The sequence below is a fragment of the Dongia sp. genome (assembly GCF_041918875.1).
GTDB lineage: Bacteria > Pseudomonadota > Alphaproteobacteria > Dongiales > Dongiaceae > Dongia.
The window spans coordinates 44,081-70,132 of record NZ_JAYRUV010000011.1 but is presented as its reverse complement, the minus strand read 5'-3'; the positions used below and the strand labels follow the sequence as shown (position 1 = coordinate 70,132).

Annotated in this window: 17 protein-coding genes; all 17 read right to left on the bottom strand. The window is 62.0% G+C overall.

Going from position 1 to position 26,052, the window contains the following annotated elements:
- Nucleotides 1-9: 9 nt before the first annotated feature.
- The 17 genes from ACE3TY_RS13065 to ACE3TY_RS12985 all read right to left on the bottom strand — a co-directional run bounded on the left by ACE3TY_RS13065 (nt 10) and on the right by ACE3TY_RS12985 (nt 25,725).
- Nucleotides 10-756, bottom strand: coding sequence for a GntR family transcriptional regulator (locus ACE3TY_RS13065; RefSeq protein WP_374653587.1), 747 nt, complete (start codon nt 754-756; stop codon nt 10-12).
- Between the two features lie 114 nt (nt 757-870).
- Nucleotides 871-1,623: an SDR family NAD(P)-dependent oxidoreductase gene (locus ACE3TY_RS13060; RefSeq protein ID WP_374653585.1), complete on the bottom strand. Its 753-nt coding sequence runs from the start codon at nt 1,621-1,623 to the stop codon at nt 871-873.
- 14 nt (nt 1,624-1,637) lie between these two features.
- Nucleotides 1,638-3,002 carry an MmgE/PrpD family protein gene (locus ACE3TY_RS13055; RefSeq protein ID WP_374653583.1) on the bottom strand — a complete coding sequence of 455 codons (1,365 nt, stop codon included), beginning with the start codon at nt 3,000-3,002 and terminating at the stop codon, nt 1,638-1,640.
- A 9-nt stretch (nt 3,003-3,011) separates the two neighbouring features.
- The gene (locus ACE3TY_RS13050; protein ID WP_374653581.1) at nt 3,012-4,418 is read right to left on the bottom strand and encodes an MmgE/PrpD family protein; all 1,407 of its coding nucleotides are present in this window, start codon (nt 4,416-4,418) and stop codon (nt 3,012-3,014) included.
- A gap of 36 nt (nt 4,419-4,454) precedes the next feature.
- Complete coding sequence (locus ACE3TY_RS13045) at nt 4,455-5,846, bottom strand: MmgE/PrpD family protein (RefSeq protein WP_374653579.1); 1,392 nt, start codon at nt 5,844-5,846, stop codon at nt 4,455-4,457.
- Between the two features lie 5 nt (nt 5,847-5,851).
- A complete protein-coding gene (locus ACE3TY_RS13040; protein ID WP_374653577.1) occupies nt 5,852-6,634 on the bottom strand; it encodes a phosphosulfolactate synthase in 783 nt (260 codons plus the stop codon).
- A gap of 131 nt (nt 6,635-6,765) precedes the next feature.
- Nucleotides 6,766-7,842: a tartrate dehydrogenase gene (locus ACE3TY_RS13035; protein WP_374653575.1), complete on the bottom strand. Its 1,077-nt coding sequence runs from the start codon at nt 7,840-7,842 to the stop codon at nt 6,766-6,768.
- A 1-nt stretch (nt 7,843) separates the two neighbouring features.
- Nucleotides 7,844-8,926, bottom strand: coding sequence for an isocitrate/isopropylmalate dehydrogenase family protein (locus ACE3TY_RS13030; RefSeq protein ID WP_374653573.1), 1,083 nt, complete (start codon nt 8,924-8,926; stop codon nt 7,844-7,846).
- 38 nt (nt 8,927-8,964) lie between these two features.
- Nucleotides 8,965-10,065 carry an AbrB family transcriptional regulator gene (locus ACE3TY_RS13025; protein ID WP_374653571.1) on the bottom strand — a complete coding sequence of 367 codons (1,101 nt, stop codon included), beginning with the start codon at nt 10,063-10,065 and terminating at the stop codon, nt 8,965-8,967.
- Between the two features lie 21 nt (nt 10,066-10,086).
- Entirely contained in the window at nt 10,087-11,502 is a 1,416-nt protein-coding gene (locus tag ACE3TY_RS13020) for an MmgE/PrpD family protein (RefSeq protein WP_374653569.1), read from the bottom strand.
- 186 nt (nt 11,503-11,688) lie between these two features.
- Complete coding sequence (locus ACE3TY_RS13015; RefSeq protein ID WP_374653567.1) at nt 11,689-12,474, bottom strand: FCD domain-containing protein; 786 nt, start codon at nt 12,472-12,474, stop codon at nt 11,689-11,691.
- Between the two features lie 247 nt (nt 12,475-12,721).
- Nucleotides 12,722-14,446 (bottom strand): ABC transporter permease, encoded by a 1,725-nt coding sequence (locus ACE3TY_RS13010; RefSeq protein WP_374653565.1) that lies wholly within the window; start codon nt 14,444-14,446, stop codon nt 12,722-12,724.
- A 24-nt stretch (nt 14,447-14,470) separates the two neighbouring features.
- Nucleotides 14,471-15,517: an ABC transporter substrate-binding protein gene (locus ACE3TY_RS13005; RefSeq protein ID WP_374653563.1), complete on the bottom strand. Its 1,047-nt coding sequence runs from the start codon at nt 15,515-15,517 to the stop codon at nt 14,471-14,473.
- Nucleotides 15,518-15,529: 12 nt separating this feature from the next.
- Nucleotides 15,530-16,597 (bottom strand): ABC transporter ATP-binding protein, encoded by a 1,068-nt coding sequence (locus tag ACE3TY_RS13000; protein WP_374653561.1) that lies wholly within the window; start codon nt 16,595-16,597, stop codon nt 15,530-15,532.
- A 186-nt stretch (nt 16,598-16,783) separates the two neighbouring features.
- Nucleotides 16,784-18,088, bottom strand: a complete 1,305-nt coding sequence (locus ACE3TY_RS12995; RefSeq protein WP_374653559.1) for an HlyD family type I secretion periplasmic adaptor subunit — start codon at nt 18,086-18,088, stop codon at nt 16,784-16,786.
- Nucleotides 18,089-18,093: 5 nt separating this feature from the next.
- Nucleotides 18,094-19,821: a type I secretion system permease/ATPase gene (locus ACE3TY_RS12990; RefSeq protein WP_374653557.1), complete on the bottom strand. Its 1,728-nt coding sequence runs from the start codon at nt 19,819-19,821 to the stop codon at nt 18,094-18,096.
- Between the two features lie 3 nt (nt 19,822-19,824).
- Nucleotides 19,825-25,725, bottom strand: a complete 5,901-nt coding sequence (locus tag ACE3TY_RS12985; protein WP_374653555.1) for a hypothetical protein — start codon at nt 25,723-25,725, stop codon at nt 19,825-19,827.
- Nucleotides 25,726-26,052: the final 327 nt, after the last annotated feature.

The following is a 26,052-nucleotide window of genomic DNA, read 5'->3' as shown; positions in this document are numbered from 1 at the left end:
AAACGGCGCCTAGGTATTTTCGACGGCGTAATGCAGAAATCGGGAATCGCAACGGCTCACCCGCCACTCGATCGGCTGGCGATCCAGGCTGTAGGCGATCCGGTCTATCTCCAGAAGCGGGAGGCCTGCCTCGATCTCAAGGAGCTTGGCGTCGGCCTTGTCCGCCGACACCGCCCGCAACTGCTCGGCCACACGCACGATCATCACCCGGTATTCCTGCTCCAGAAGTGAATAGATCGAACCCGGCTGCAACCGCCCGAGGATGTCCTCCAATCCTGGAAAGCGGTCGAGGCGCAAGACGATCCGCTCCAGAATGCAGTCGCGGCCGGCGAAGCTGCGCAGCCTTTCAGCCCGCAGCACGCGCTCGCCGTCCGGCAGGCTGAGGCGCTCGCGCTCGACACCGGTTGCCGTGCTGGTCTTGATGGAGACGAATCGTGTGCTGGGGTGCGCCTCGTCGCTCGCATCGCTTTTCAGCCGGATGAAGCGAAAGGGCCGGACACTGCTGCGATGCGTCGCAACGAAGGTTCCCTTGCCCTGCTGGCGCACGACGAGATTCTCGGCCGCCATTTCCTCGATCGCCTTGCGGACGGTTCCCTGGCTGACATTGTATTCCTCGGCCAGGCGCATTTCGCTCGGCAGCAACTGCGCCGGCTTCCACTCGCCGCTCAGGACCCGGCGGATGAGCAGTTGCTTGATCTGCAGATATAACGGCTGAAACTCCGGCCGCGCCTCGATTTCGGCCTTCCCACTCGGCATCTTCTTCCCCATGCTGGCGCGCCATCTACCGGCGCGGCCCGATCTTCGCAAGGCGCGAATATAACACAGGGTTTGCAGGCAATAGGTCAAATATTGCCCAGGCTGTATTCAGCCTCAAGGCATGAAGACACCGCCGTTAATATGGATGCTCTGACCGGTAATGTAGCGCGATTGCGGCCCGCACAGATGCCTGACGAGTGCGGCGACTTCCGACGGCTGGCCCAGCCGGTCCATCAGACGCGGCCGCTCGCCATGGTGTTGTGGAGCCTGCGGATTGTGCTGGCCGCGCTCGGTTTCGATCAAGCCCGGAACCACGCAATTGGCCGTGATGCCGTCGGCTGCAAGATCGTGGGCGACAGCCTTGGTAAAACCGGCCAACGCCGCCTTGCCGGTCACGACATGCACGCGATGCTTGGCGCCGCTATGGCCTGTGAGGCCACCGATATTGATGATACGGCCGCCGCCGCGCGCACGCATGCCGGGAACGCAACCCTGCGTGCAAAGGAAGGCTCCGTCGAGCATGATCGACAGAACCTGCTGCCATTCGGCGAAGGCGATGCTGTCGAACGGCGCTTCCTTGCGAACCGCGGCGTTGTTCACCAGTATGTCGATACCGCCGAATTTCTCCTTGGCGGTCCCGATCATGCGTTCGACAGCCGCGGCATCGGTAACGTCCGCCGGCACCAGAACGGCCTTGGCGCCGGTCGCCTCGACGAGCCTGACGGTCTCCTGCCCCAAATCGAGCGAACGCTTCGTGTTCACGATGATATTGGCGCCGGCCTCGGCAAGAGCAATACAGATCGCGCGCCCGATATTGCGCGCAGCACCGGTCACCAATGCCACTTTTCCTTCGAGTTCGCGCGTCATGACAACCTCCCCGTTCAAGCCGCCACATTGCCGAGAGCCGCCATCGTCGGCTGCCGGCCCAGATTGCGGCCAAACGCCAAGAGGGCCTCGGCCCGCTCGGCCGACCAGCCGCCGAAGGCGACATTACGGCGGAACTTCATATCGAGTTCCTCTCGGGATAACGGCTCGCGGCCGCCGCCGCGCAGATGCGGCTGATTCAGTTCGACGACGGTCCCATCCGCGAGACGGGCGCGCAGATGGCCCGTGTAATTCCTCGGATACTCGTTCTTGGGATCGATTTCGAAGCGGATCTTGGCGGCAAGCTTCAGGACCTCACCATCCTTGATCTTGGCCTCGGTGAATTGCGCAAGGCCTGCATCGCCTTCGAGATAGGCGACGGCCATGCAATAGGGTGTGCTGAACTTGGCTGCGTAGGCGGTCGGCGGCTGCTGCTTCAGCGATAGCGGTTCCCACAGGCGATGCACGGTCCCCTCGCCCGCGGCACAGGTGATCTCCGCGATTCTTTCCGCCGGGATGCCCTGCTTGCGCAACGCCAGCGCGCAATCGATATAGGGCTGTACCATCGTGCCGCAGGCATAGGGCTTGAACGCCAATCGGCTGCCGACCCATCGCCGCCCCAGATCATCGAGCAGCAGCGAAAAATCCGGCTTGATCGACGGTGCAAAGGCCGAGAAGAAACCATGCACGCCTTCGAAGACCGTGACGGGGCCGGTGAATCCGGCCGCACCCAGCGCTGCCGCCCGCAACCCCGACTGCGCTGCCCAGCCGGCATGGAGCCGCTTCGTGGATGATCCGTCGGCGAGATATTCAATGATACCAGACGCCAGGCTGCCCGCGATGCCCAGGCCGTTGACGACCGCCGGCCGGCTCAATTGCGTCACGATTGCCGCCGATATTGTCGCCGCAAACGTGCCCAGGACGGCCGTCGGGTGAAAGCCCGCCTGATGCACAGACTTGTTGGCAACCAGCCCGAGGCGGCACATGATCTCGATACCCGCCGCGATGGCAAGCAGCGTGCGTGCGCCATCGAGTCCCCGCTGCTCGGCAATCGCCAGCGTTGCCGGCACGATAACGGCGCCGGAGTGAACCGGGCAGCCTTCGAACGTGTTGTCGAAATCCTCGCCATGCGCTGCCGTCCCGTTGATGAGAGCGGCGGCGACCGGCGCCAATTGCCGATCTTGCGCGATAACGGTCGCCCGGCCGGCCTCGTCGCAGGCGGCAATGGCCGACCTGGTATAGTCATTGTCGCGCGCGGCGACACAGAGACCGAGGATATCCACCACGGTATCCAGCGCGGCGCGCTCCATGCCGGAATCGAGCTTCTCCGGCGTCAGCGATACGACCCAGTTAGCAAGATGCTCGGAAACGGATTTCGTCATGATGATCCCTTACGGCTGGATGAGTTTGGCGAGCTGGCCGGCATCGGCCATCTTCTCCGCGCCGTAAGCGGCGGCGACGAGAGCGTCGCGTCGCGCACTGTCCAGCAATCCGGCCGTGCAAGCGGCGACCTTTGCTTCCAGGTCCCTATCGCTCATCGGATTGTCCGGCCCGCCGCGATAGCGTTCATTGGCCCATTCGACCAGCTTGGTCCCATCCTTCAGGGTAATTTCGATCCGAGAGCGGATGATATCCCAGCCGCGCGCCTCGATTGCAGGGTCGAGCTGCGTCACGATGCGGCGCTGCATGTCCTGAGCCGCCGCCGACTGGATGAAATCGTTGGTGAATTCCTGACGTCCGGCCTGACGCTTCAGCACGATCATCGCCAGGAGTGCCGCCATGCTGAACTTGGCCTGCAGATGGTTCTCCGCAATCGGATAGCGGATCGGGTTCAGGATGTTGGAACCGGCGTGGAAATCGATCCGCTCGACTGTCTTCGGATCGACGTTCTTTTCCGTCACCAGCTTCAGCATCGCATCCATGGATTGATGCGTCACGATACCGCTGGGATAGGGTTTGATGCTGATGCCGGGCTCGACGATCGACCAGGTCTTGCCGAAACCTTGCGCCAGCTTCTCAGCCGTCGCACCGCCGGACTGCACCGTCATGAAGCCCCAGCGCCCGTCGAGCGCTTCGGGATCCGCCGTAAACCCGCGCGCCGCCAGCAAGGCGGCGGTGACGCCGTTTTCTGCCGCGCGGCCCACATGCAACGGCTTCGTCATGGTGCCGAAATTGCAGCGGATGCCGGAGGCGAAGCTGGCGGCAATGCCCATCGCATGCGCGAGCTTCGCCCCGGAAAGTCCCATCAGCTTCGCCGCAGCGGCGCAGGCACCGAAAGTGCCGACCGTGCCGCTGGAATGCAGGCCGCGTTTGTAATGGTCCGGCAGCATCCATTCGGAAATCTTGCTTTCGACCTCGACACCGGTGACGAAGGCATTGAGGAAATCGCGACCACTGACCTGCCCGATCTTCTGGCTCATGACCAGGGCGGCCGTTAGCGGTGGAACGGTCGGATGAGTGAGCAGGCCATAGACATGGGCTGGATCGCGTGACACCTGCGTATCGTCCCAGTCATGGGCATGGCCCGCCGTGCCGAGGACACGGGCCGCCAGTGCGGCCGGAATCTTCGTTTCGCCGCCGCCCAGTAAGAGGGCTTCGGGCCGGCCACCCAGGTCGCGGGCGTCCTCTATCAGCAGCCGGACCGATTCTTCGTCGCTGCCCGCGACATAGAGCGCCAGGCCGTCGAGAATGCAGCGGCGACCAATAAGCACCGCCTCGCTCGGTAGATGTTCGAAGCGGCTGCCTTCGATGAAGGCGCATGCGCTGCGGGTGACGTTGGTCGGCGTGATGTCTGTCATGATGTCGATGCACTCATTTCCTTGGCAGTTCGTCTTTCAAATCCGGGCGTTCTTGAGAGCGCTGAGGTCATTCTGCTCGGCAATGGTGAGGCAGAAATCGAGCAGCAGCTCGGCATCCCGGCGGCGCCAACCGCCGTAACGGGCGTTGTCGTGGAATTTCCGGATCAGTTCGTCACGCGACAGCGGCTCGCGCCGTCCGCCGCGCATATGGGGCTGGCGCAATTCGACAATCCGCCCATCGGCCAGCGACACCTTGAGATGGCCGGAATAGTTCTGCGGATATTCATTGGCCGGATCGATCGCATAGGTGATCCGCCGCGCCAGGGCGAGAATGCGGCTGTCACGCGCCTTCTCGTCGGTAAACTGCTCCAGGCCAGCGGCACGATCGAAGAAGCCGACCGCCATGCAGAACGGCATGCTGAACTTGGCGGCATACCCGGAGGGCGGCCGATGCTTGGCCGACAGCGGCTCCCAGAGCCGGTCCACCAGACCTTCGCCGGTCGCGCATTCGATCGAAACGATATCGTCGGCGGCAACACCGCTTTCCGCCAGCCGGATCATGCAGTCGATATAGGGATGAATCATCGTGCCGCAGGCATAGGGCTTGAATGCGATATCTTCCATCAGCCAGCTGTCGCCGACCCCGGCACTGAGATAGTGGAAGCGCGGCGTTGCCCCGTGCGCGAAGGCGTGAAAGAAACCGTGCGGGCCTTCCAGCACGGTGCGCGGCCCGTTATAGCCCGCCCGCGCCATCAAGGCGGCGCGGAGGCCGGATTGCGCGGCCCACCCCGGGTGCAACCGCTTCGTCCACGCCCCGTCGGTCAGATATTCGAGAATACCCGAGGAAAGGCTGCCGGCGATTCCCAGCGCATCGACCGTCTGCAGCCGGGTAAGCCGCAGGGTCGTCGCGGCGGCAACGGCGGCACCCAGCGCACCGATCACGCCGACCGGATGAAAGCCGGCCTTGTGGATGGCGCCCGGTGCCACGTGATTGAGACGGCAGATCGCTTCCAGGCCAAAAATGATGCCGCGCAGCGTATCGGCCCCGGACCGGCCGAAGCGCTCGCCAGCGGCCAAGGCGGCGGGAATGACCATGGCGCCGACGCGGATCGGCGCACCTTCCAGCGTGTCGTCGAAATCCTCGCCGTGCGTGCCCGTCCCATTCACCAGGGCAGCATCGGCGGCACGCAGCGGACCGGCATGGCCGATCGCAGTGCAGGTTCCGCTATCCTCGCAGCTCGCCACCAGCGAGCACATATAGTCGGTTTGCCGCGCCGCCAGGCAATTGCCGGCCATGTCGAACAGATCGTTGACGGCGACGTCGAGTGCCTTCCGCGGCAGATCGCCGAGTTCGCGCAGCATCAAACGATCGATGAAGCCTTCGCTGATGCTTTCCGAAGGCGCTTCGTCGCGTGCGTTGTTCGGCATCGGTGTCATCCGATGGCGCCGAGAAGGCCGAAGATCCCGCGTTTGCGGATACCCCGGCGCAGCAGCTCCAGATCCAGCACCTGATGATCGTCGACATCGAGATTCACGACATTGCCGAAGTTCGATACGTACCAGAGCTGCGCGTGCGCATCTTTTGCCTGGAAGATCAGGTCTTCGACGTCATGGCGCGCGACGAGCCCGAGCACGAATTCGCTTTTGAAGCGATCGACATCCTCCGAGACGCCTTCGGCTTGGATCAGCACTTTCCAGGCGCCTGCCGCGCGATAGGCGTCGATCTGGCGCAGGACATAGGCGATGCTTTCGGTCCAATCTTCCCGTGCTTTCTGCCCCGCTTCGGCAATGACGGTTAGGCCTACGTCACTTGCCATCCGAATGAGCTTGCATTTGTCGGCAAGCGACATGATGGCCTGCGCGCTCGACACCTCGACCGCATCCGCGCCGAGCGCCTTTGCCGCCTCGAAGAAGCGCTGCGATTGGCCTTGTAAGAAGGCTGCTTCACTGGCATCGCCGGCCAGGAATACCTTGATCCCGCTCGCATGATAGCGATCGATCTTGCGGCGCAGCAAATCCTCGGACATGAGGCGCCAGCCACCGATCCCCATCTTCGCGATGTCGATGTAATCAGCCGACGTTTCCAGCAGATCCTCCAGCCGATGCGAACCCATGCCGCGATCGGCCATGACAGTCAGTCCCGCCTGCCGCGGCTTGGGCGGGCGGGGGACAATATGGATGAAGGGAAAAGCCTTATTCTCGAGGCCGTTGCTCATGGCACGTACTGGAATTGAGTTTGTTCAAACTTAAGTCTTATATAAGATATAAAACTTAGCCTGTGTCAATCGCAGCTGTACCCCAGCGGCCGATCGGTCGCCGTAACGCCTCAGGCAGCCAGAAACGCCGCTCAGCCATTGGCGCCGCGGATAGCGGCGATGACCGCTTCGGTCATTTGCCGCGTGTCCGCCTTGCCGCCAAGATCGGGCGGCACGGCTTCACGGCGGCTGGTAACGGTTTCAATGGCTGCCATCAGCTTCCGGGCGGCCATTCCCTCGCCAAGATGTTCCAGCAGCAGTGCCGCGGTCCAGAAAGACGCCAACGGATTGGCGATTCCCTTCCCCATGATGTCGAAGGCCGAGCCATGGATCGGCTCGAACATGGATGGATTGCGCCGCGACGGGTCTATGTTGGCGGTAGCTCCCAGACCCAGCGAGCCGGAGAGTGCGGCGGCAAGATCGGTCAGTATGTCGGCGTGGAGATTGGTTGCCAGGACGGTATCGACCGTCCCGGGCCTTGCCACCATGCGCTGCGTCATGGCATCGACCAGCATCCAGTCGACGTTGAGATCCGGATAAAGATTGGCGACCTCCCTGCACACCTCGTCCCACAGCACCATGCCGTGACGCTGTGCATTGGACTTGGTGACGATGGTGAGTTTCTTGCGTGACCGGGAGCGGGCAAGATCGCATGCATAGTGCGCGATGCGCTCGATACCGGCACGCGTGAAGACCGCAACGTCCATGCCGACCTCGATCGGCAGGCCGCGATGCGCCCGCCCGCCGACGCCGGCATATTCGCCCTCGCTATTCTCGCGCACGATGACCCAGTCGATGGCGGCGCCGAGATCTGGCCGTAGCGGGCCGATCACGCCCGGCAGCAGCTTCGACGGGCGCACATTGGCGTATTGATCGAAACCCTGGCAGATGGCCAGGCGCAAACCCCATAGGGTAAGATCATCCGGCAGGTTCGGGTCGCCCACGGCACCGAAATAGATTGCCGCGAACGGCCTGAGCTGCGCCAACCCATCCGGCGGCATCATGCTTCCATGCTTGCGATAGTATTCGGATCCCCAGTCGAAGCGCTGGAAATCGAAGGACAGCGACGCGTCAGTTTCCGTCAGCACCTCCAGCACCCGGCAGCCCGCCTCGATGACCTCCGGCCCGATACCGTCGCCGCCGATGACCGCAATCCTGTGCGCCGCCATGTCACTTCTCCGCTTCGATCGCCGCGATGATGCCGCGCGTCATGGCCGCCGTGTTGCCGGTGCCTTTGATATCCCGCGTCCGCGTCCCGGAATCCGCCAATGCCGTCGCGATCGCCCGCTTCATTGTTTCCGCGGCGGCAACGGCCGACGCGATACGCCGGTTGTGGCCCAGCCATTCGAACATCAATCGCGTCGATTCGATCATCGCATAGGGGTTGGCTATACCCTTTCCGGCAATATCGGGCGCCGAGCCATGGGTCGCCTGCGCCATGGCGATATTGCCTTCGCCGATACAGAGGCCCGGCGCCATGCCCAATCCGCCGACCAGGCCCGCGGCTTCGTCGGTCAGGATATCGCCGAACATGTTCGTCGTCACCACGACGTCGAAACTCTGCGGGTCGCGAATCAGTCGCATGGCCATCGTATCCACGATCACTTCGTCCAACACGACGTCGGGGAACTCCTTGGCGACGCGACGACATTCCTCGACGAACATGCCGCAGCCCAGTTTGAACACGGTGTTCTTGTGCACGGCTGTCAGCCGTTTTTTCCGCTGGCGCGCGATCTCGAAGGCAGCGCGCGCGACACGCGCACTGCCGGTCCGGGTGATCACGCGGACGGAGATGGTCATTTCCTCCGTCGGACGGAACTCGCCGGAGCCCGCAACGACATTGCGGTCCGGCTGGAACCCCTCATTGTTCTCGCGCACGATGACCAGATCGATATCATCGTAAATGGCACCCAGCCCTGGATAGGACCGAGTCGGCCGGATGTTGGCGAAAAGGTTGAAGTGCTTGCGCAGGATGGGGTGCGGGTTGACGGCGCCGGGCACTTGCGGATATTCGCGGTGCCCGATCGGCCCCAGAATGAACCCGTCCATCTTGGAAAGGGATTGCAGCGTCCCCTCCGGTAACGTCGAGCCATGCGTGTCGAGCGCCGAGCGGCCGATGGGGGTCGGCCGCCAATCGACCGTCAATCCGTGGCGCGCTGCGGCGGCGCGCGCGATTTCGACCGAAGCCGGAACGATCTCCAGCCCGATATCATCGCCGTTAAGGATGCCGATCAGGAGATCCGGTTTTGCCATGACATTTCCTTCTTGTATTGCCGCCATTGCGAGGGCGGTCAGCAATCCTTGCCGTCAATGCGGCGTGAGATCATCGTGAAGACGTGGAACAACAGCAGGCTGAACGAGGTAAGCAGCAGGATGCGGGTCACATGGAAAGCGGTGATGACCGGCACGTCGAGATGCAGAAGCGATGCCGTCAGCACCATTTCGGTAACGCCACCGGGCGCCAGCGAAAGGAAGCCAGTTGCAAAGGGGAGTGTGGTCGCAGCTGCCAGCAGCACCGCGCCGCCGGCGGCGGCGATCAGCAGAAGCAGAGTCGTCAGTAAGGCAGCGAGTGTGACGCGCGGCAGCCTGGTCAACATCGCCCGGCGAAAACGACGGCCGAGCCAGATGCCAATGACGAGCTGGGCCGCGATCAATAGAACCGGGGGCATGGTGAGGCTGGCAAGCCCCGTGGCCGAAGCGATGCCGCCGATCGTGACGGGCACCAGAAGCCATACGTTGGGCACACGCCACCGTTTCAGGATGAAGGCAGCGCCGGCAGCCAGCAGGATGAGAAGCAGCAAGCCGCTCCACTGGTCCCGATGCGGCAGACGAGGCGGCAGTATGCCACCATCTTCTCCAAGCCATGCAACCAGCAGAGGTACCGTCGTCACGATAGCCGCAACGCGGATGGTATGGACCAGCGACGTTATGTCGGCGGCACCACCCCTGGTATGAGCGAGCGTCGCCATTTCCGCGAGACCGACCGGCGCCGTCGCAAAGTAGGCAGTGGTCCGGTCGATACCAGTCAGGCGCTTCAGCAACAGCCCGGTCCCCATCGTGACGATAACGACGCCGAGCGTGCTAAGAAGCATCGCCGGCAGGAGCCCGATGATGGTCTGCAACATTTCGGGAAGAAGGCGCAGGCCGATAGCAAGGCCGACCACGATCTGCCCCATCTCGCGCCCGCCGGGCAGCGGCGTTATTATCGTTCCGGCAAGCGTTGCGATGCCGCAAAGGACGAGGGGGCCCAGCAGATAAGGCAGCGGCAAACCGATCTGTCGGGCGCCCAGACCGCCAAGCGCGCCGACGATCAGACCGGTGACGATCGATGGCAGAACGGCACGGAATGTCCGCGGCGGTTCCAGGCCCGGCTTGTCATCAGGTGGCGCCATCGCCCGCGGCCTCGCGACCGATCACGCCGTCTTGAGCAATAGGCGCGTCAACTGGTCGATCGACCTGACGGTTTCAAGGTCCCGCACCATGGCAACGATCTCGTTGGCCCGCCCCGCCGCCACGCCGGCGAAGGCCGCATTCTCGCGGAATTTGTCGGCGACCTCCTCATAGCTCATTGGATTGGCGGGGCTGCCTTTTCCGAAATCGGCACGGCCGGAAATTCTGCGACCGTCATTGAGTTCGATATCGATGATGGTCGTCATCTTGTGATAGCCGGCCTTCTCGGCGACATCATCGACAACGAAGTCAATTTTCTCGATCATGGACCGGACGTCGGGTTGCATGACGATCTCGTCGGTGAATTCGCCGAGGCCCGCACGCCCCCGCAGCAGCAGGATGGCCATGCAGAATTCCATCGAGAATTTGGCCTGCAGCTCGTCGGCCGGCCGATGATGGATGAGGGCGTTCGGCATGTTGGAGTTGGTGCCGACGCGGACCCGCTTGACATCCTTGGCGGTGATACCGTGCTCACGGATGAGGCGCAGCATTTCCGTCATGCCGGGATGGGTCAGCGAACCGGAGGGATGCGGCTTGATCGAGATGCCGGGTTCGACGAAGGTCCACGGCGCACCCAGCTTTCGGTAGATCGCGTCTATGTCGTAGCCGCCGCCGGCGGCGCGGAAGAATCCGCGCGGCGCCTCCAGGATCTTGCCTGTCGCCGTCCAGCCCAATGCCGCGAATTCCGCCGCAGCGACGCCGCTTTCCGAAGAGCGGCCGGCATGGAATGGCTTGGTCATGGTGCCGAAATTCTCCCGCAGGCCCGCCGATTGGCTGCCAGCGATCGAGAGTGCCCGCTGCGTTGCTTCGACATCGAGGCCTATCAACCTAGCGCTGGCTGCCGCGGCGGCGAAGGTGCCGCAGGTCGCGGTGGCATGAAAGCCAGTCTGATAGTGCCGCGGGTCGATCGCCTCGGCGATCTTGCATTCCACTTCGACGCCGAGGTGATAAGCCAGCATCACCTCGCGACCGGATGCTTGGCGTGCCTCGCCTATCGCCAAGGCAGCCGGCAGGGCCGGCGCCGTCGGATGGGTGAGGAGTCCATAGACGCGGTCGGTGGCGACCGCCAGCTGCGTATCGTCGTAATCGTCGGCATGAATGCCGACGCCGTTGGCGAATGCCGCAAAGCGCGGCGCCACCTTGCGATTGCCACCGATTACCGTTGCGGGCCCATCCCCGAGATTGAGGGAGTCGAGATGCTGGCGCACCAATGCGCCGCCGCGCGCGACGGCTCCGGAAAACGCCAGCCCGATACCGTCCAGAATCGATTTCTTGCCCAGGGCCACGACCTCCGGCGACAAGGATTCTGCCCGGGCCCCGACCACGAATTCGGCGACATATTTGGTGAGCTGGACGTCCTGTCCGCTGGCTTGGTTCATCTTGTTCCCCTGATCGATAGCGGCCTTGGTTGATTTTCGGGCTATTTCTGGCCGGTTCCGGAAGACAAGAATGATGTTCATATTGTAAATTGTCAACAATATTTCGCCGACAATAAGCAACAGAAGCGCACTGCTGACGACGGCAGGCGAGGCCGAATGCGGATATGAGTTTGAGGTCGGTGACCGTTAAGCGGGGGAGCGCGTGACCGTGCGGCTGTTGCGCGGCCTGGCCGGATTCTTCGCGGTTGCATCGCCGCCTTTGTCCGAGCGTCGCTTTCGTGCGACCGCCTTGCCGGCCCGGCGTGTGCGTACGATGCCGTTCAGGATATGCGCCTGGGCCACCTTGAAAGCAAGCACCGGATCGTGTGCAGCCACGGCATCGAGAATGGCGCGGTGCTCGGCGTTCGAGATATGCAGCACATCGCCGCTGGAAAGAGCCCGGTAGCGCTGAATATGGAGTTCCCGCGCCAAGCCGAGATAGATCTGCGCCAACCGCTGGTTCCCACTCATTCGCGCGATCTGCTCGTGAAATTCCAGGTTTACGGGATAATAGACGCTGACCTCGCCGGTCGGCACGATCTCGTCCATGCGGTCGACCAGACCGCGCAGGATGGCGATCTGGGCATCGTTGACACGCTCCGCCAACACCATCGCCATGCAGGCAAAGATACTGGCGCGCGCCTGTGAAACATCAAGCGCCTCTTCATCGCTAAGGGCGCGCACGAAGAAGCCGCGATTGGGGATGACTTCGATCAATCCCATGGCCGAGAGGGCACTGCAGGCCTCGCGGATGGGACCGCGGCTCACCCCAAGCTGCTGGGCCAGGGCGTTCTCATTGACCCGTTCATTCGGCGTCAGTTCGCCCTCGACGATCATACGTTCGATTTCCGCCTGGACGACGCTCGACAAAGAGCGCGTCCGCAGAAAGTCGATTGCAGAGAAATCATCTGGAATGGTGGGCTTCTTGACCATCTACGATTGCGCCATTGATCCGTTCCGCGAACCGTCCGAAATGGGCACCGCCGGGACTGAAACACCGGGAGAGCAAGCCGCCACCGGCACCACGGCGCGCCAGCCCCGAACCGGCCGATTCGCTAATAACGCAGCATAGCCTAGCTCGGCGCGATCGAAAATCGTCAACTGTCGATTCTTCGCAGATGCGGTAGGATTTTCACCGCGCCGGCCCACGCACGTTCCTGCCCGCCGGCACGATCCGTCGCTATCCGCGCGGCTGCATACGCGTAGCGCCGATCGGCATCTTGCTCGCAGCAAAGACCACGGCGAAAGAGACGCCCAGAAGCAGCAAACCAAGCACCGAAATCGCCCCCAGATCGCCGCTTTCGTTGAGATCGTAGATTATGACCGAGATCAGTTTGGTGTTCGCGGTGGTCAGCAGGATCGTCGCCGACAATTCGCGGATCGTCCCGATGAAGACGAAGCACCAAGTGGCGATGACGCTGGAGCGCAGCAATGGCGCCGTGATCTGCCACAGCGCCTTCAATCGTGACGCGCCCAGGATGCGGCTTGCTTCCTCCAATTCCGGATGGATGCCTTGGAAGGCGGAGGAAAGCTGCTGGTAACCGGCCGGCATCTCGATGGTCAGAAAGGCAATAAGCAGGATCCACAAAGTGCCATAGAGCATGAAAGTCGGATTGGCATAGCTCAGGAAGAGCCCCACACCCAGGACGATCCCGGGAATGGCGACCGGTGCGGTCGCCAGCACGCCAAGCACGCCGGAGCCCCAGACCAAGCGCCGCGACACCAGATAGGAGACGACAAGCGCGATCGCAGTGCAGACCGTCGCGGTCAATACACCCAGCAACAGCGTGTTGAACATGGCAAGACGCGTTGCCGAGAATTCGAAGAAGACGAAATTGAAGTGCCGCCATGTCAGCGATTCCCAGGTCAGGGGAGCGGCGATCGTCTCGGTGACCGCCGTTTTCAGAATGGCGGCATAAGGCAGCGCGACCGTCAGGCTGAGGACGGCGCCGACGAAAATGATGGCTGGCCATTTAAGGGCGCCAAGCTCTGTCGTCCGCGGCGCCCCGCTCTTGCCACCCAGCACCGTGTAGCTCTTGCGCCCCATGATCCACTTCTGCCCGCGCAGCAGCAGTACCGTCAGCAGGAGCAGCGGAATGGCGGCGGCGGCGGCCAGTTCAAGGCGTGGTGGATATTGGAAAAGGCTCCAGATCTTGGTCGTGATGACGTGAAAACCGGCCGGCAGCGCCAGGATGGCAGGCGAACCGAACATGGTCAGGGCTTGCAGAATGGCGATCAGCGAACCGGCCAGCATGGCCGGCACCACCATAGGCAATGTGACGCGGCGCAAGGTCGTCATCCAGCCCGCGCCCAAAATGGCCGAAGCATCTTCCAGATCCGACGGTACGCGGTCGAGCGCATTGGCGACCAGAGTGAAGATATAGGGGAAAGTGTAGCAGGCGATCGCGAAGACCAGCCCGGTAAAGGTGTAGATGTCGAAGAGATAGGCCGATGATTCGAGCCCGAACGCCCAGCGATAGACGGTGTTCAGGATACCGCTGTTGGGTGCCGCCAGTATCTCCCAGGCGATGGCCCCCAGAAACGGCGGCGTCACGAAGGAGGCAGTCACCAGAACCCGCACAAAGCGCCGGCCGGGGAGGTCGGTGCGCGCAACCAACCAGGCCATCGGTGTCGCCACCGCGCAAGCGATGATGCCGACCGCCGCCGCCATGCCGATCGCCAGGCCGAACGACCGCCGCATTGCCCCATCCGTCACCAGCGTGACGAAATTGCCGAACGTCACGCCGCCATCGCTATCCGAAAAACTGTAAACCAGGAGCCAGAACAAAGGCAGGATGACCAGCACACCCAAAATGGCAGCAAGCAGGATGAAGACCGGCCGCGAAAAGTCGATTCCGCGCTTGAGGCCGACACTCTGGGGCATGCTGGAGGACATGCTGGTCATGATTCCCGCTCTGATGTTCTGGTTTCAGGTGCCGAAATATTCTTCGTATTTCGACTTGATGATCTGCATTTCCTTTTCCAGTTCCGCCGCGTCCGGCAGCAACAGCTTGATGTCCTTGAGCGGTGTCCGGCCGGCCTTTTCCTTCACATCCGGATGGAAGGAGCGCAATCCGCCGAAATCACTGTTCAGTTGCTGTGCCTCGGCCGAGAATAGGTAGGCATAGAACAGCTTGGCGGCATTGGGATGCGGCGCATCCTTCAGCATCGCCGCGTTGCCGACGACCAGCGGAGTCCCTTCGGCCGCATAGACGATCTCGATCGGCACATTGTCCTCCTTGAGGCGGAAGACATTGTATTCGTTGCCGTCTGCCTGAACCGGCCGTTCCCCCTGGGCAAGTTTCTTTGGCGGTTCGGTCGAGGACTGCACCTGCATGACATCCTGCTGGCCGAGCTTCTGGAAAAACTCCCAGCCGAGTGCCTTGCTGAGTGCATGAGTGGCCGTCATGATCGTGCCGCTATAGCCGGGATGGGCCTTGACGAGCTTGCCTTTCCATTTTGGATCGAGCAGATCTGCAAAGCTCTTGGGCGCTTCCGCCGGCTTCACCATATCGGTGCGGTAGGCGATCACCGAGAGATGCGCGCGGTAGGCTGCGTACTGACCATCCGGGTCCATCTCCTCCTTGGGCCAGTTCTTCGTGGCGTTGGCGGGCAGGCCGCCAGCGAGCCAGCCTTCGCGCTTGAACAGCTGGAAATGCACGGCATCCGACGTTTCGATAACGTCGGCATTGTGAATGCCGCCGCTCAACTCCTGGCCGATGCGCTGGAAAACGCGCTCGGATCCCGCACGCTCCACCTGCACCTTGATGCCTGGATATTCTTCCTCGAACGTCTTGGCCAGCTTCTCCGCCACGGTGACGTCGGTCGCGGTATAGAACACCACGGCGCCTTCATTCTTGGCATTCTCAATCAGTTCCGGCGTGATTTCATAGCCGTCCTGGGCCAATGCCAGACCAGGCGCACTCCAGGCTATTGCCACCGCAAGGGCGGCAAGGCCAACTCCTCTTCCCCACATGACTTCCTCCTCCTAATGCGCGAGTGCCCGGCAGTATTCCGGCGGGAAATGGAGCCAAACCTGTTGACCTGCCGGGATCGCGAAATTGACCGGCGCGACCGTGCGCACCGTCTCCCCGCCTGGAATGCTCACGAGATAGTCTCTATGCGAACCCAGATAGATCTGGCGCGTGACCGTGCCGGCGATGCAGTTCGTCTCGGCACCGGTCGGCCTGCCGGCGGAGAGAAGGATGTCGTGGTGGCGGATGGATACCGCCGTCTCCACCCCATCGGCGAAATCGCCGCTGCCGCAGCGCAAAACCAGCCCGCCAGCGCAGGTTACGGCATCGTTACCGGCATGCCGGCCGCGAAAGATGTTGGTGCCGCCGATGAAACGGGCGACGAATTCCGAACGTGGGCGCTGATATATGTCTTCCGGCGAACCCGCTTGTTCGATGACACCCTGATTCATGACGACGATCGTGTCGGCGGTCGTCATTGCTTCCGCCTGATCATGCGTCACATAGACGGTCGTATAGCGGTATTCGTCATGCAGGCGCCGAATCTCGAAGCGCATTTCCTCGCGCAGATTGGCATCCAGGTTGGACAGCGGCTCGTCGAGCAGCAGCGTCTCCGGTTTGATCACCAGCGCACGCGCCAGCGATACACGCTGTTGCTGGCCGCCCGACAATTCGGCCGGATAGCGTTCCGCCAATGCCAGCAATCTTGTCGCCGCGAGGATTTCTTCGACGCGCGCGCGTATTTCGGGTCGCGCCAATTTACGCAGGCGCAGGCCGTAGGCGACGTTCTCGAACACCGTCATATGCGGCCAAAGCGCATAGCTTTGGAAGATCATCGACATGTTGCGCGCTTCTGGAGGGGCGCTGGCCTCGACGGATGAGAGGCGCTTACCGCCGACGCGAATCTCGCCACCGCTGGGCTCGATGAAGCCGGCGACGAGCCGCAATGTCGTCGTCTTGCCGCAGCCCGACGGCCCGAGAAGGCAGACGAGATGCCCTTTCTCGATTGCCAGGTCCACTTCCTTGACCACGGTCAGCGACCCGAACTGCTTCGTTAAGCCGATGAGTTCTACGAACGCCATCAATCCTCCCCAGCACGCGCAGGTTCTTCGACCTGTTGACGGGACAGTGCTGTGTCATCAGAAGATTGTCAACAATAAACTGGAAGATTTAAGCCGATGACCAGCCCTGCCGGCCACACGGAGCCATGGACGAATGACGGTCCGGAAAGCGATCAGGGGCAGCGAAGCGGGCGGCTGACCGGCCCTCTATTCCTCTCGGAACGTGCGGGCCAGCTGGTCCGTCAGCGGCTTGAGGAAGTAACTGAGGACCGTCCGCTGCCCGGTCTGCACATAGACTTCGGCCGGCATGCCCGGCAGCAGCTTCTCGCGGAGGCCCTCCGGCAAGTCGCCGCGGTCGAATTGCAGACGCGCAAGATAGTAGCTCATGCCGGTCTTCTCATCGACCGTCGCATCCGCCGATAGACTGTAGATCCGGCCAATCAGTTCCGGCGTCGATTTCTGGCTGAACGAGCTGAAGCGCACGAAGGCTTCGCGCCCCATCTGTACCTGGTCGATATGCTGCGGATCTATGCGCGCCTCGACGATCAAACGGTCTTCCTCCGGCACGATCAGCATCATCGTTTCGCCCGGATTGACGACACCGCCGATCGTGTGAACCGCCATCTCCTGAACAAAACCCGCCCGTGGCGCCAAAACGTCGATATGCCGGAGCTGATCTTCCGCGGCGACGTGACGCTCCGCCAGTTCGGCAAGCTTGGCTGAAACGTCGCGCAATTCGGTCAGGGTCTCCGCCAGAATATCGGCATCGACCTGCGTCATCTGCATCTCGATTTCGCTGATCCTGTTCTTCGATTGCGCGATCGAAGCGGCGAGTTCGCCGCCCTCGCCGTGCAAGCGTTCAGCATCCCGTTCCAGCGCCATGACCCTGGCAAGCGGCACCAGTTTCTTGGCGGCAAGCTCGTGTACGCCAACCAGTTCCGCGCCGATCAACTGCAATTGCGCCTCGCGCGAGGCCGACTGGGCGGTCAGCCCCTTCATCTCCTGGCGGATCTGCGCCACCTGTTCCTTCAGCTGCTTCTGCTTCTGGCTGCGCAGATCGCGTTGCGCCGCCAGTAAGGTCTGCTCGGCCCGCAAGGCGGCATCGAACTTCTCCCGGTCGCCTGCCACGCTGAGACCGGCGGGCTGAGCAATCTGCGCCATGCCGTCGCGCATCGCTTCCAGGCGCAGGCGTCGCGCGGTCAGTTCAGTCAGCTGATTGCGGATCACTTCAAGATTCGCGCGCGGCAGGGTAGCGTCCATGCGCAGCAGAATCTGTCCCGCGGCGACTCTGTCGCCTTCGCGGACCAGCAGTTCGGCAACCGTGCCGCCTTCGCGATGTTGCACCTTCTTGGTACTGGACTCGACGACAATCTGGCCCGTCGCCACGACAGCGCCGGCAATGTCGCTCGCTGCGGCCCAGCCACCGACGACGCCGAACAGCAACGCGACCAGCACGACGCCGACGATGACATGCTTGCGGATGCCCCAGGGATCATTCACTTGCTGCTGCATCGTCATCATTCCGCAGCCTGTACGGCTTTGGGCTTGGCTCCCTGAGCCGGCACCAGCACCTGACGCAAGACTTCATCCTTCGGTCCGAATGCCTGAACACGCCCTTCGCCCAAGGTCAGAATCAACGACACTTCGCCCAAGGCACTTGGCCGATGCGCGACGACGATGGCGATGCCGCCCCGCGCCGAAATCGAGGCGATTGCCCGGCTGAGCGCTTCGTCGCCGGCCGAATCGAGGTTGGAATTGGGTTCGTCCATCACCACCAGGAATGGGTCGCGGAACAAGGCGCGTGCCAGGGCGATCCGCTGGCGCTGGCCAGCGGAGAGACGCTGACCGCCTTCACCTACTTGTGTGTCGAAACCTTGCGGCAGCCGCCGCACCAGATCGTCAACCCCTGCCAGTTGCGCAGCCCGCAGTACTTCGTCGGAGGTCGCCATGGGGTCGAATCGGGCAATGTTCTGCGCCACCGTGCCTGCCAATAGCTCTATCTGCTGCGGCAGATAGCCGAGGAACCGGCCCGATTGCGCGCGGTTCCACTGATCGAGCGTCGCTCCATCCAACCGTACTGTGCCCCGTGCGGGCGCCCAGATGCCGATGATACTGCGCACCAAGGTCGACTTGCCGGACCCGCTCGGCCCGATGACACCCAACGCCTCGCCGGCCTTCAGGGCGAAGCTTACTTCGCGCAGGATGGGCTCCGCGAGACCGTCGGCAGCCACAGTCAGTTTATCGATGTCGAGCCTCTTCGATGGCGCCGGCAATGCAACCATGGAACTCGGTGCCGGATCCCTGAGATCGGCCTGCAAGCGTCCATAGCTTTGTCTCGCGCCGATGAACCCCTTCCAGTTGGCGATCGCCAATTCAACCGGAGCCAAGGCCCGTCCGAGCAGGATGGATGAGGCGATCATCACACCGCCAGTCGCCTCGCCGGCGATCACAAGATAGGCGCCCAACGCCAAGACGAGAGATTGCAGACTCATGCGGGCAAAGCGGGAGAGCGAGGCGAAAAGCGATGTCACGTCGCTACCCGCCATTTGCGCCACGGCAGCCTCCTGCGCAACATTCCGCCAACGCATCATCAGATGGCCGGCCATGCCCAGCGGCAGGACCGCCTCGGCATTGCGGCGTGATGCCTCTGCCAGAACCGTCGCCTCGTTCGTCTTCAATGTCGCCCGGCACTGATGCTCCGCGCTTAGGCGATCCGTCAGGAAAGTCAAGGTAGATAATGTGACGATGCCGGCGAGGCCGATATAGCCGAGCCAGGCATGCAGCCCGAAGAGTAGCGCCACATAGAGCGGCATCCATGGCAGATCGAATAGAGCCGATGGCCCGCCGCTGGAGAGAAAGCTCCGCAATTGTTCAATATCGCGGAAGGGCGAATGCGGCATGGCCTTACCGCCGCCGGGCGCACCGCGTTCAAGGTAGGCATCGAAGGCGCAATCGCTGAGCCGACCATCGACCGAGCGGCCGATCCGGGCGAATATCCGCGATCGCAGCAATTCCAAGGCGCCCTGGAAGCTATAGAGAATCACAATGAGGACGACGAGCGCCAGTAAGGTCGGTACGCTCCGGCTTGCCAGCACCCGGTCATAGACCTGCAGCATGAAGAGAGAGCCGCTCAACATAAGGATGTTGATGGCTCCGCTGAATCCCGCTGTCGCCAGGAACGCGCCGCGGGCGGAAGATAGTGCCGCCGCGGCTGGTGACCGCGGCGGCTTGGTGTGGCTTGTCATGCGTTACACAAAGCGGAAGTCGCTCTCATGAAGATGGCTGAGGACGACATCCTTGATCACGATACTGTTGTCGGCATCGAGCGTAATCACGATATCGTCGCCATCCTGTTCGCTGGCGGCCAGGACCGCACTGAAATCGGCGAACAGCGTATGGTCGAACTCGATCTCGTCAGCACTCGACCCGCAGGTCTTGAAATCGTGGATCGTGTCCTGGCCGAAGCCCGGCTTGAAGACGAAGACGTCCCCGCCGGCGCCGCCGGTAAGATCGTCGTCACCCTGGCCGCCATCGAGCCGGTCGGCGCCAGCATCGCCCCGCAGATTGTCGTCTCCGGCACCACCATTGAGGACATCGTTACCCGCTTCGCCGCGGATATCGTCGCTGTTGGCACCGCCATCGACCGTGTCGTTACCGGCCCCGGCGCGAATGCTGTCGTCGCCGGTGCCGCCGCTGATGGTGTCGTTGCCGGCACCGCCGCGTAGATCGTCATCGCCCTGATCGCCCTGGAGCTGATCGTCGCCGGTGCTGCCGTCGAGATAGTCGTCTCCATCCTTACCGACGAGCGTATCGTTGCCTTGGCGGCCATGCAATTCGTCATCTTCGTTGCCACCCTGCAGCAGGTTGGCTGACGCATTGCCACGGAAATCCACCGCCACGTCCGGCGACCCGTTGATGAGGTTCTCGACCTTGGTCACCGTCGAACCGTCGTAATTGCCGCCATCGACATTGCCATGAGCGAGGTCGACCGCGACATCGTCGCCGGCGGAGGTCACAATCAGCGTGTCGAAGCCCGTGCCGCCGTCGAACGCGGTCTCCTGCACGGCATCGTCACCACCCAGCGTGTCGTTGCCGGCACCGCCGGAGAGGTTGTTTTCACCGGTACCGCCCATCAGCTGGTCGGCACCGTCGCCGCCATCGACAATGTCATTGCCGGCACCGCCTTCCAGTTTGTTGGCATCGCCGTTGCCGGTCAGTTGATCATCCTCGTCAGTACCAACGACATTCTCGAAGTGAGCCGCCTGCAGCAAGGCGCCATTGAGCATCAGGGTGCCGGTCGCCAAATTGATATTGGCCGGGCCAGTCGCCTTGGAAAGGTCGAGTGCGTCACCATCCGCCTCATCGCCTTCGCCCGCGTCGATCTCGGTGGCACCGAAGGTATCTCCCAGCACAACCTTGTCGTCACCGCCCTTGAGGTCGATGTCGAGCGGGGTGTTCGTGGTGAGGTCGCTGGCGTCGACGGTGTTTTTGCCGCCGGAACCCTCGATCACAACCTGCGTGACGCCGGTCAAGGCACCCGACAGGCTGGTGCTTTCGCCATCGGCGAGGTCGATGTTCAGGATCTCGATACCGTTCGTCTTCACCGTCGCGTCCGGCGTGCCGTCCGCGAGCGTGATGGCGATGTCGAAGCCGCCGGCCTTGCCGGTGACCTCATAGTTCCGCGGTGCGGTCTCATTGCGCAGCACGTCCAACGTATCGTTACCGGCACCGCCGGCGAACTTGTCGTCGCCGCCGGGCGCCTGATAGGTGAAGTGGTCGTCACCATTGCCGCCGCTGATATCGTCATCGCCGGCACCGCCGTCGATCGTATCATTACCCGCACCACCGGCAATGATGTCGTCGCCTTCGCCGCCATTGAGTTCGTCATCCCCGGCGTTGCCCTCGATATCGTCGTCGCCAGCACCACCTGCGACCGTATCGTTGCCACTGCCGCCATAGAGCGTGTCGTCGCCGATGCCACCGTCCAGCGTGTCATCGCCGGCACCGCCGTCGACGCTGTCGTCACCGGCACCGCCATCGACATGATCGTTACCGGCTCCACCGGTCAGATCGTCATCGCCGCCGTTGCCGAAGGCCTGGTCATCGCCATTGCCGCCAGCCAGGACATCGTCGCCCGCGCCACCGGTTAGGCTGTCATTGCCGGCGCCGCCGGTAATGTCGTCGTCGCCATCATTGCCAGCGAGGACATCGTCGCCAGCCTTGCCGTCAATGATATCGTCGCCGTTCCCGCCGGAAAGATTGTCGGCATCCGGTGTACCGTTGAGCACCTGGTCCTCGTCGATGACCTCGTCGGCAAGCGAAACGACCGTGACATCCTCGAAGGCTAGCCCTTGATTGCCCCAGGAATAAAGTGCGAAGCCGCCCTTCGTATGACTGTGATCCGCGATTTCATGGCCGAAGATCTGCACACCGTCCAGATAGGCCAGGATGATTCCGTCCTTGATGTCGATACGCAGATTGGTGAGTTCGCCCGGTGTGTACTTGCCCGGAACGATGCCGAGAATTTCCTCGACCCCGCCCCGCATGCGGATCAGCTGGAAGATGCTGCCCGCGCCATTGCTCGGGTTGCGATCGAGATCGCCTTCCGCGTCGAGCTCCAGCTTGTAGTAATTGTTGGCATCCACATAGTGGAAGAGAATGCCGAGCCCGTCATTGTCCGGCGTAACAAAATTGGTCTCGACCGAGTAGTTTTCCCAGTCCTCGGCACCGTGGCCGTTATAGAGGGCGTAGGTGCCTTTGCGCAGGACATTGACGCCGTCGCCGAGCGGGCTCCAGCCGCGATCCCAATAGTCGGCCGCCGTGGCACCGGTCCATTCCAGTTCGCGGCTCTGCAGGTCGGAGAGCTGGTTGAGCTTGCCGTCGGTGAACTGCCAATCCGATTGCAGCCCGTTGGGGCCAAGGCCGCCGAACTCACCCTCATCGACGATGGTCCAGTTGGACGCCGACGCGGCCGAACCAAAATCGTCGTGGAACAGAACATCGTCCTTGCCGACCACATTGATCGTGACGGTGTCGGTCGATACCGTACCGTCGCTGTCGGTTACCTCCAAGGTGAGGACATGGTTGGCTGGCGTCAGGTTCAGCGTCGGATTGGCGCCGCTCGCCACGACATTGCCGTCGGCATCCTTCCACAGATATTGGCTGATCGGGTCGCCCCCGAAGGTCGCGCCGGCATCCAGGATGACTGCCACCGAGCCGTCGCCATCGATATCAAGCAGGCGCTGATCGCTGCCGGCATGAGCCTCGAGGGTCACCTGATTGACCGTGATATTGTCGAATATCGTTGCTTTCTGCTCGTCCGAATAGATGCCGACAGTACCTTGAGTGAGGGGATTCGTGACATCCGTCACCGGTCCATCGAACAAAACCCGGTTGTCGATAAAGGCCGTGATCTCGTTGCCGACCACCGCAACCTTCAACACCATGTCGGCATTGAAACGATAGCCGCCATGCTCGCTGGCCAGGACAGTTTCGACGCCATTTTGCACCTTCACCAACTGATGGGTATTGGTTTCGGCATTGAGTTCCAGGCGATAGAAATTCTTCGCGTCGGTATAGTAGAAGACGACGCCGATACCGTCATTGTCGGTCGACTTGATGCCGGCCTCGAAGACATAATCGTGCCAATTGGTGGCCGCGGCATCGCCCCAGACCAGGATGTTGCCATCCGTGTCCGACTGGTCGTAGAGGCTGCCTTCCGGTGCCGGCAGGCCGGCTTCGGCGGTATCGCGGGCAAAGACCGTGCCCTTGACGATGAAGTTGCCGGTTGCGCCGCCTTCGCCAACGGTGAGGGAGGCAACGCCAAAGCTCGGCGCCAGCGTTTCGTTGTCGAAATCGAACTGGACCGAGGCCGGAGTTGGTGCGGCATCGAGAATCCCACCCGCCTTGGCGGTGCCGAGCGTCGCGATTTCGGCATCGGTGAAGAGCTTGTCCGTCACCAGCACACTGTTTACATAGACGTCGCTGGTTTCCCCATCTTCATCAGTGAAGAGCAGCAGGCCCGTGCCGGCATCGAGGCTGAAGCGCGCGGCATCGACTGACTGCGTGCCGACCTTCACGCCTTCGATGTATTTGCTCAGCGTCAGGGTCCCATCGCCGTTATCGGTGAAGGTTACCGCGACACGCTGCCATTGGCCGTAGGCGAAGCTGCCCGTATAATTGCCACTAATGCCAACTCCGCCGGTGCCATTGCCCAGATCTTTGACGAAGAAATCGCCATCGTCCGTATTGCTCACATTGAGCTGGAACAGGGACGTATAGCCATTGTGGTTTGCCGGGATGAGGATGTCGAACACCACCGAATATTCCGGCACCTTGTAGCCGGCTGGCAGACCGAGATTCGGGTTGAGGACGATCTTCTGGGCCGGCGGCATGGCATCGATGAGGGCAACCGTCTCGTCGCCGCCAGGCACGGCCGGAATGCCGAGTTCCGCCGGCGTTCCGATCGTGACGACATTGGCGCCATCCTGAACCGGACGCACCCATCCATCGGCATTGCCATCGTTGAAGTTCTCGACCAGCAGGGTGGCGTCGCCTTCCACTACCGTCAGGAAGGCATCCGTCGTCACATGACCGTCGCTGTCGGTGATACGCAGGGTCAGGTGATGCTGGCCCACATCCAGCTCGACGGTCGGCTTCTCACCGGTAGCAATCACATTGCCGTCTTCGTCGAGCCATTCGTAGCTGACGATATCCTGCTGCGGATTTAGGGATTGCGACGCATCGAGCGGTACCAGGGCAACGTCGGCGCCAGCCGGCGCATCGACGAACAAATCGTCGCCGGCACGGGCCTGCGCCAGCATCGTCGGCGTGCCGACATCGACATTCTCGAACACTTCCTGATGGCCACGATAGGGACCGGTCAGGCCGTCGCGATCCAGTTCCTCCTTGACCCGGTAGCCGTCGAGATAATCGTCGAACTCGGTGAAGTAGGTTTCGGTGGTGATGCGGTTATTGTCCGGATCGATGGTGACCAGACGGATGGCGCCATTGCCGCCGCGATTGCCGAGCGCTTCGTTGCCGTTGCCGGTGATCTCGCGCGAGACGCCGTTCTGATAGTTCACCAGCATCTGGAAGGTCGGCGTGCCGTACTGCGATTCGACCACATCGGTCTCGGCACCGTCGCCGAAAATGTGCCCGGAGAAAGTGAATGTGATGTTGGGGTATTTGGAGAGGAGCTCCCGATAGACGGTCTCGCCATCGTTGGCACCTTCCGGATCGCTGCCCATGCCGTAATCGTAGCCGGCACCCTCGTCATAAAGCGGGCCGCCCAGCGGATCGTGCTGGCCGGCATAGGAAGTCAGCGAATGCGAGGCAAGAATAACGCGGTGGTCGAGATGCGCGTCGATGACATCCCCGGCCCAGCGGATAACGTCGTCGCGGGGACCGAACTCCAGGGACAGGACCAGCCATTTGGTGCCGTCCGGGGCCGTGAAGGTGTGATAATTGTTGACGCTGCGATCCGGCTCCTGGTCATAGACGCCGCCGAACGTGCTGCTTACCGCCGCCTGCTCTTCCGGCGAAAAACGATCGTCGAGATAGATGCTCGAATGGTCGGCCGCGGAGCCGCCAACCGCCTGGTCATGGTTGCCAGGCAGCAGCGAATAGGGGATCACGCCATCGAGGATGCGCAGGGCCGGCTCCGCCACATTCCACTGCGATTCGATATTGTTATCCGTGATATCGCCGACATGGACCATGAACTGGATGTTGTGGCTGTCCTTGTTGTCGACCAGCCACTGTGTCATATCGGAGAAGATGTGATTGAGTTCCGGATGCGACGTGTAGTTCTGCGTGTCCGGAAAGACCGCAATGGTGTAGGCGTTTTCGCCGGCAACGCGGACGCGGAAATCGTCATATGCCGTATGGCCGTTCCCGTCGCTGGCGATAACCCGGATATCGGAATGGCCGAGCGCGCCCGGTTCGATCGTCAGAATACCGTTAGCATCGATACTTGCCCCGGTTATCACCTCGCCGTTGGAATTCTGCAGCGTATAGGTGTATCCGGTGCCGCCGAAAGCCACGTTAAGGTCGATCGCCTGCGCTTCGCCACCCGGGTGAAGCATCATGTCCTTGATCGGCTCGACTCGTTGCGGGATAGCGGTTGGCAGTACGGATGAATCGGGCATATTTGATATCCTTCTGATGACGGCAGGGTGTCTAGAGCCAGTTCTGGCAAAGAATTAGGCGAGCGAATCCGCGCCTCAATCGGGCTGCTTTAGATGCCGAATTGGGTGACTGATCCGCTCCGAAAAAACGATAAAATTGAATCTGAAGATTGTGTGTTAATGTTTCGTTAGGCAAATATTACCAATAAGCTTCACACTTATCGGGTGTGGATTTCGATCATGAGGCCGACGAGATATATGGGTGCGGGTATCGAAATAGAATGTTCCGATCCGCATTGCGCTCGCAGCGACCGGATTGGCATTCGGGCGCGCAAATATTCAGGTCGG

Bases quoted from the DNA above. Each gene is read 5' to 3' on its own strand.
- ACE3TY_RS13065 (WP_374653587.1), bottom strand. From the start codon at position 756: ATGCCGAGTGGGAAGGCCGAAATCGAGGCGCGGCCGGAGTTTCAGCCG.
- ACE3TY_RS13060 (WP_374653585.1), bottom strand. From the start codon at position 1,623: ATGACGCGCGAACTCGAAGGAAAAGTGGCATTGGTGACCGGTGCTGCG.
- ACE3TY_RS13055 (WP_374653583.1), bottom strand. From the start codon at position 3,002: ATGACGAAATCCGTTTCCGAGCATCTTGCTAACTGGGTCGTATCGCTG.
- ACE3TY_RS13050 (WP_374653581.1), bottom strand. From the start codon at position 4,418: ATGACAGACATCACGCCGACCAACGTCACCCGCAGCGCATGCGCCTTC.
- ACE3TY_RS13045 (WP_374653579.1), bottom strand. From the start codon at position 5,846: ATGCCGAACAACGCACGCGACGAAGCGCCTTCGGAAAGCATCAGCGAA.
- ACE3TY_RS13040 (WP_374653577.1), bottom strand. From the start codon at position 6,634: ATGAGCAACGGCCTCGAGAATAAGGCTTTTCCCTTCATCCATATTGTC.
- ACE3TY_RS13035 (WP_374653575.1), bottom strand. From the start codon at position 7,842: ATGGCGGCGCACAGGATTGCGGTCATCGGCGGCGACGGTATCGGGCCG.
- ACE3TY_RS13030 (WP_374653573.1), bottom strand. From the start codon at position 8,926: ATGGCAAAACCGGATCTCCTGATCGGCATCCTTAACGGCGATGATATC.
- ACE3TY_RS13025 (WP_374653571.1), bottom strand. From the start codon at position 10,065: ATGGCGCCACCTGATGACAAGCCGGGCCTGGAACCGCCGCGGACATTC.
- ACE3TY_RS13020 (WP_374653569.1), bottom strand. From the start codon at position 11,502: ATGAACCAAGCCAGCGGACAGGACGTCCAGCTCACCAAATATGTCGCC.
- ACE3TY_RS13015 (WP_374653567.1), bottom strand. From the start codon at position 12,474: ATGGTCAAGAAGCCCACCATTCCAGATGATTTCTCTGCAATCGACTTT.
- ACE3TY_RS13010 (WP_374653565.1), bottom strand. From the start codon at position 14,446: ATGACCAGCATGTCCTCCAGCATGCCCCAGAGTGTCGGCCTCAAGCGC.
- ACE3TY_RS13005 (WP_374653563.1), bottom strand. From the start codon at position 15,517: ATGTGGGGAAGAGGAGTTGGCCTTGCCGCCCTTGCGGTGGCAATAGCC.
- ACE3TY_RS13000 (WP_374653561.1), bottom strand. From the start codon at position 16,597: ATGGCGTTCGTAGAACTCATCGGCTTAACGAAGCAGTTCGGGTCGCTG.
- ACE3TY_RS12995 (WP_374653559.1), bottom strand. From the start codon at position 18,088: ATGCAGCAGCAAGTGAATGATCCCTGGGGCATCCGCAAGCATGTCATC.
- ACE3TY_RS12990 (WP_374653557.1), bottom strand. From the start codon at position 19,821: ATGACAAGCCACACCAAGCCGCCGCGGTCACCAGCCGCGGCGGCACTA.
- ACE3TY_RS12985 (WP_374653555.1), bottom strand. From the start codon at position 25,725: ATGCCCGATTCATCCGTACTGCCAACCGCTATCCCGCAACGAGTCGAG.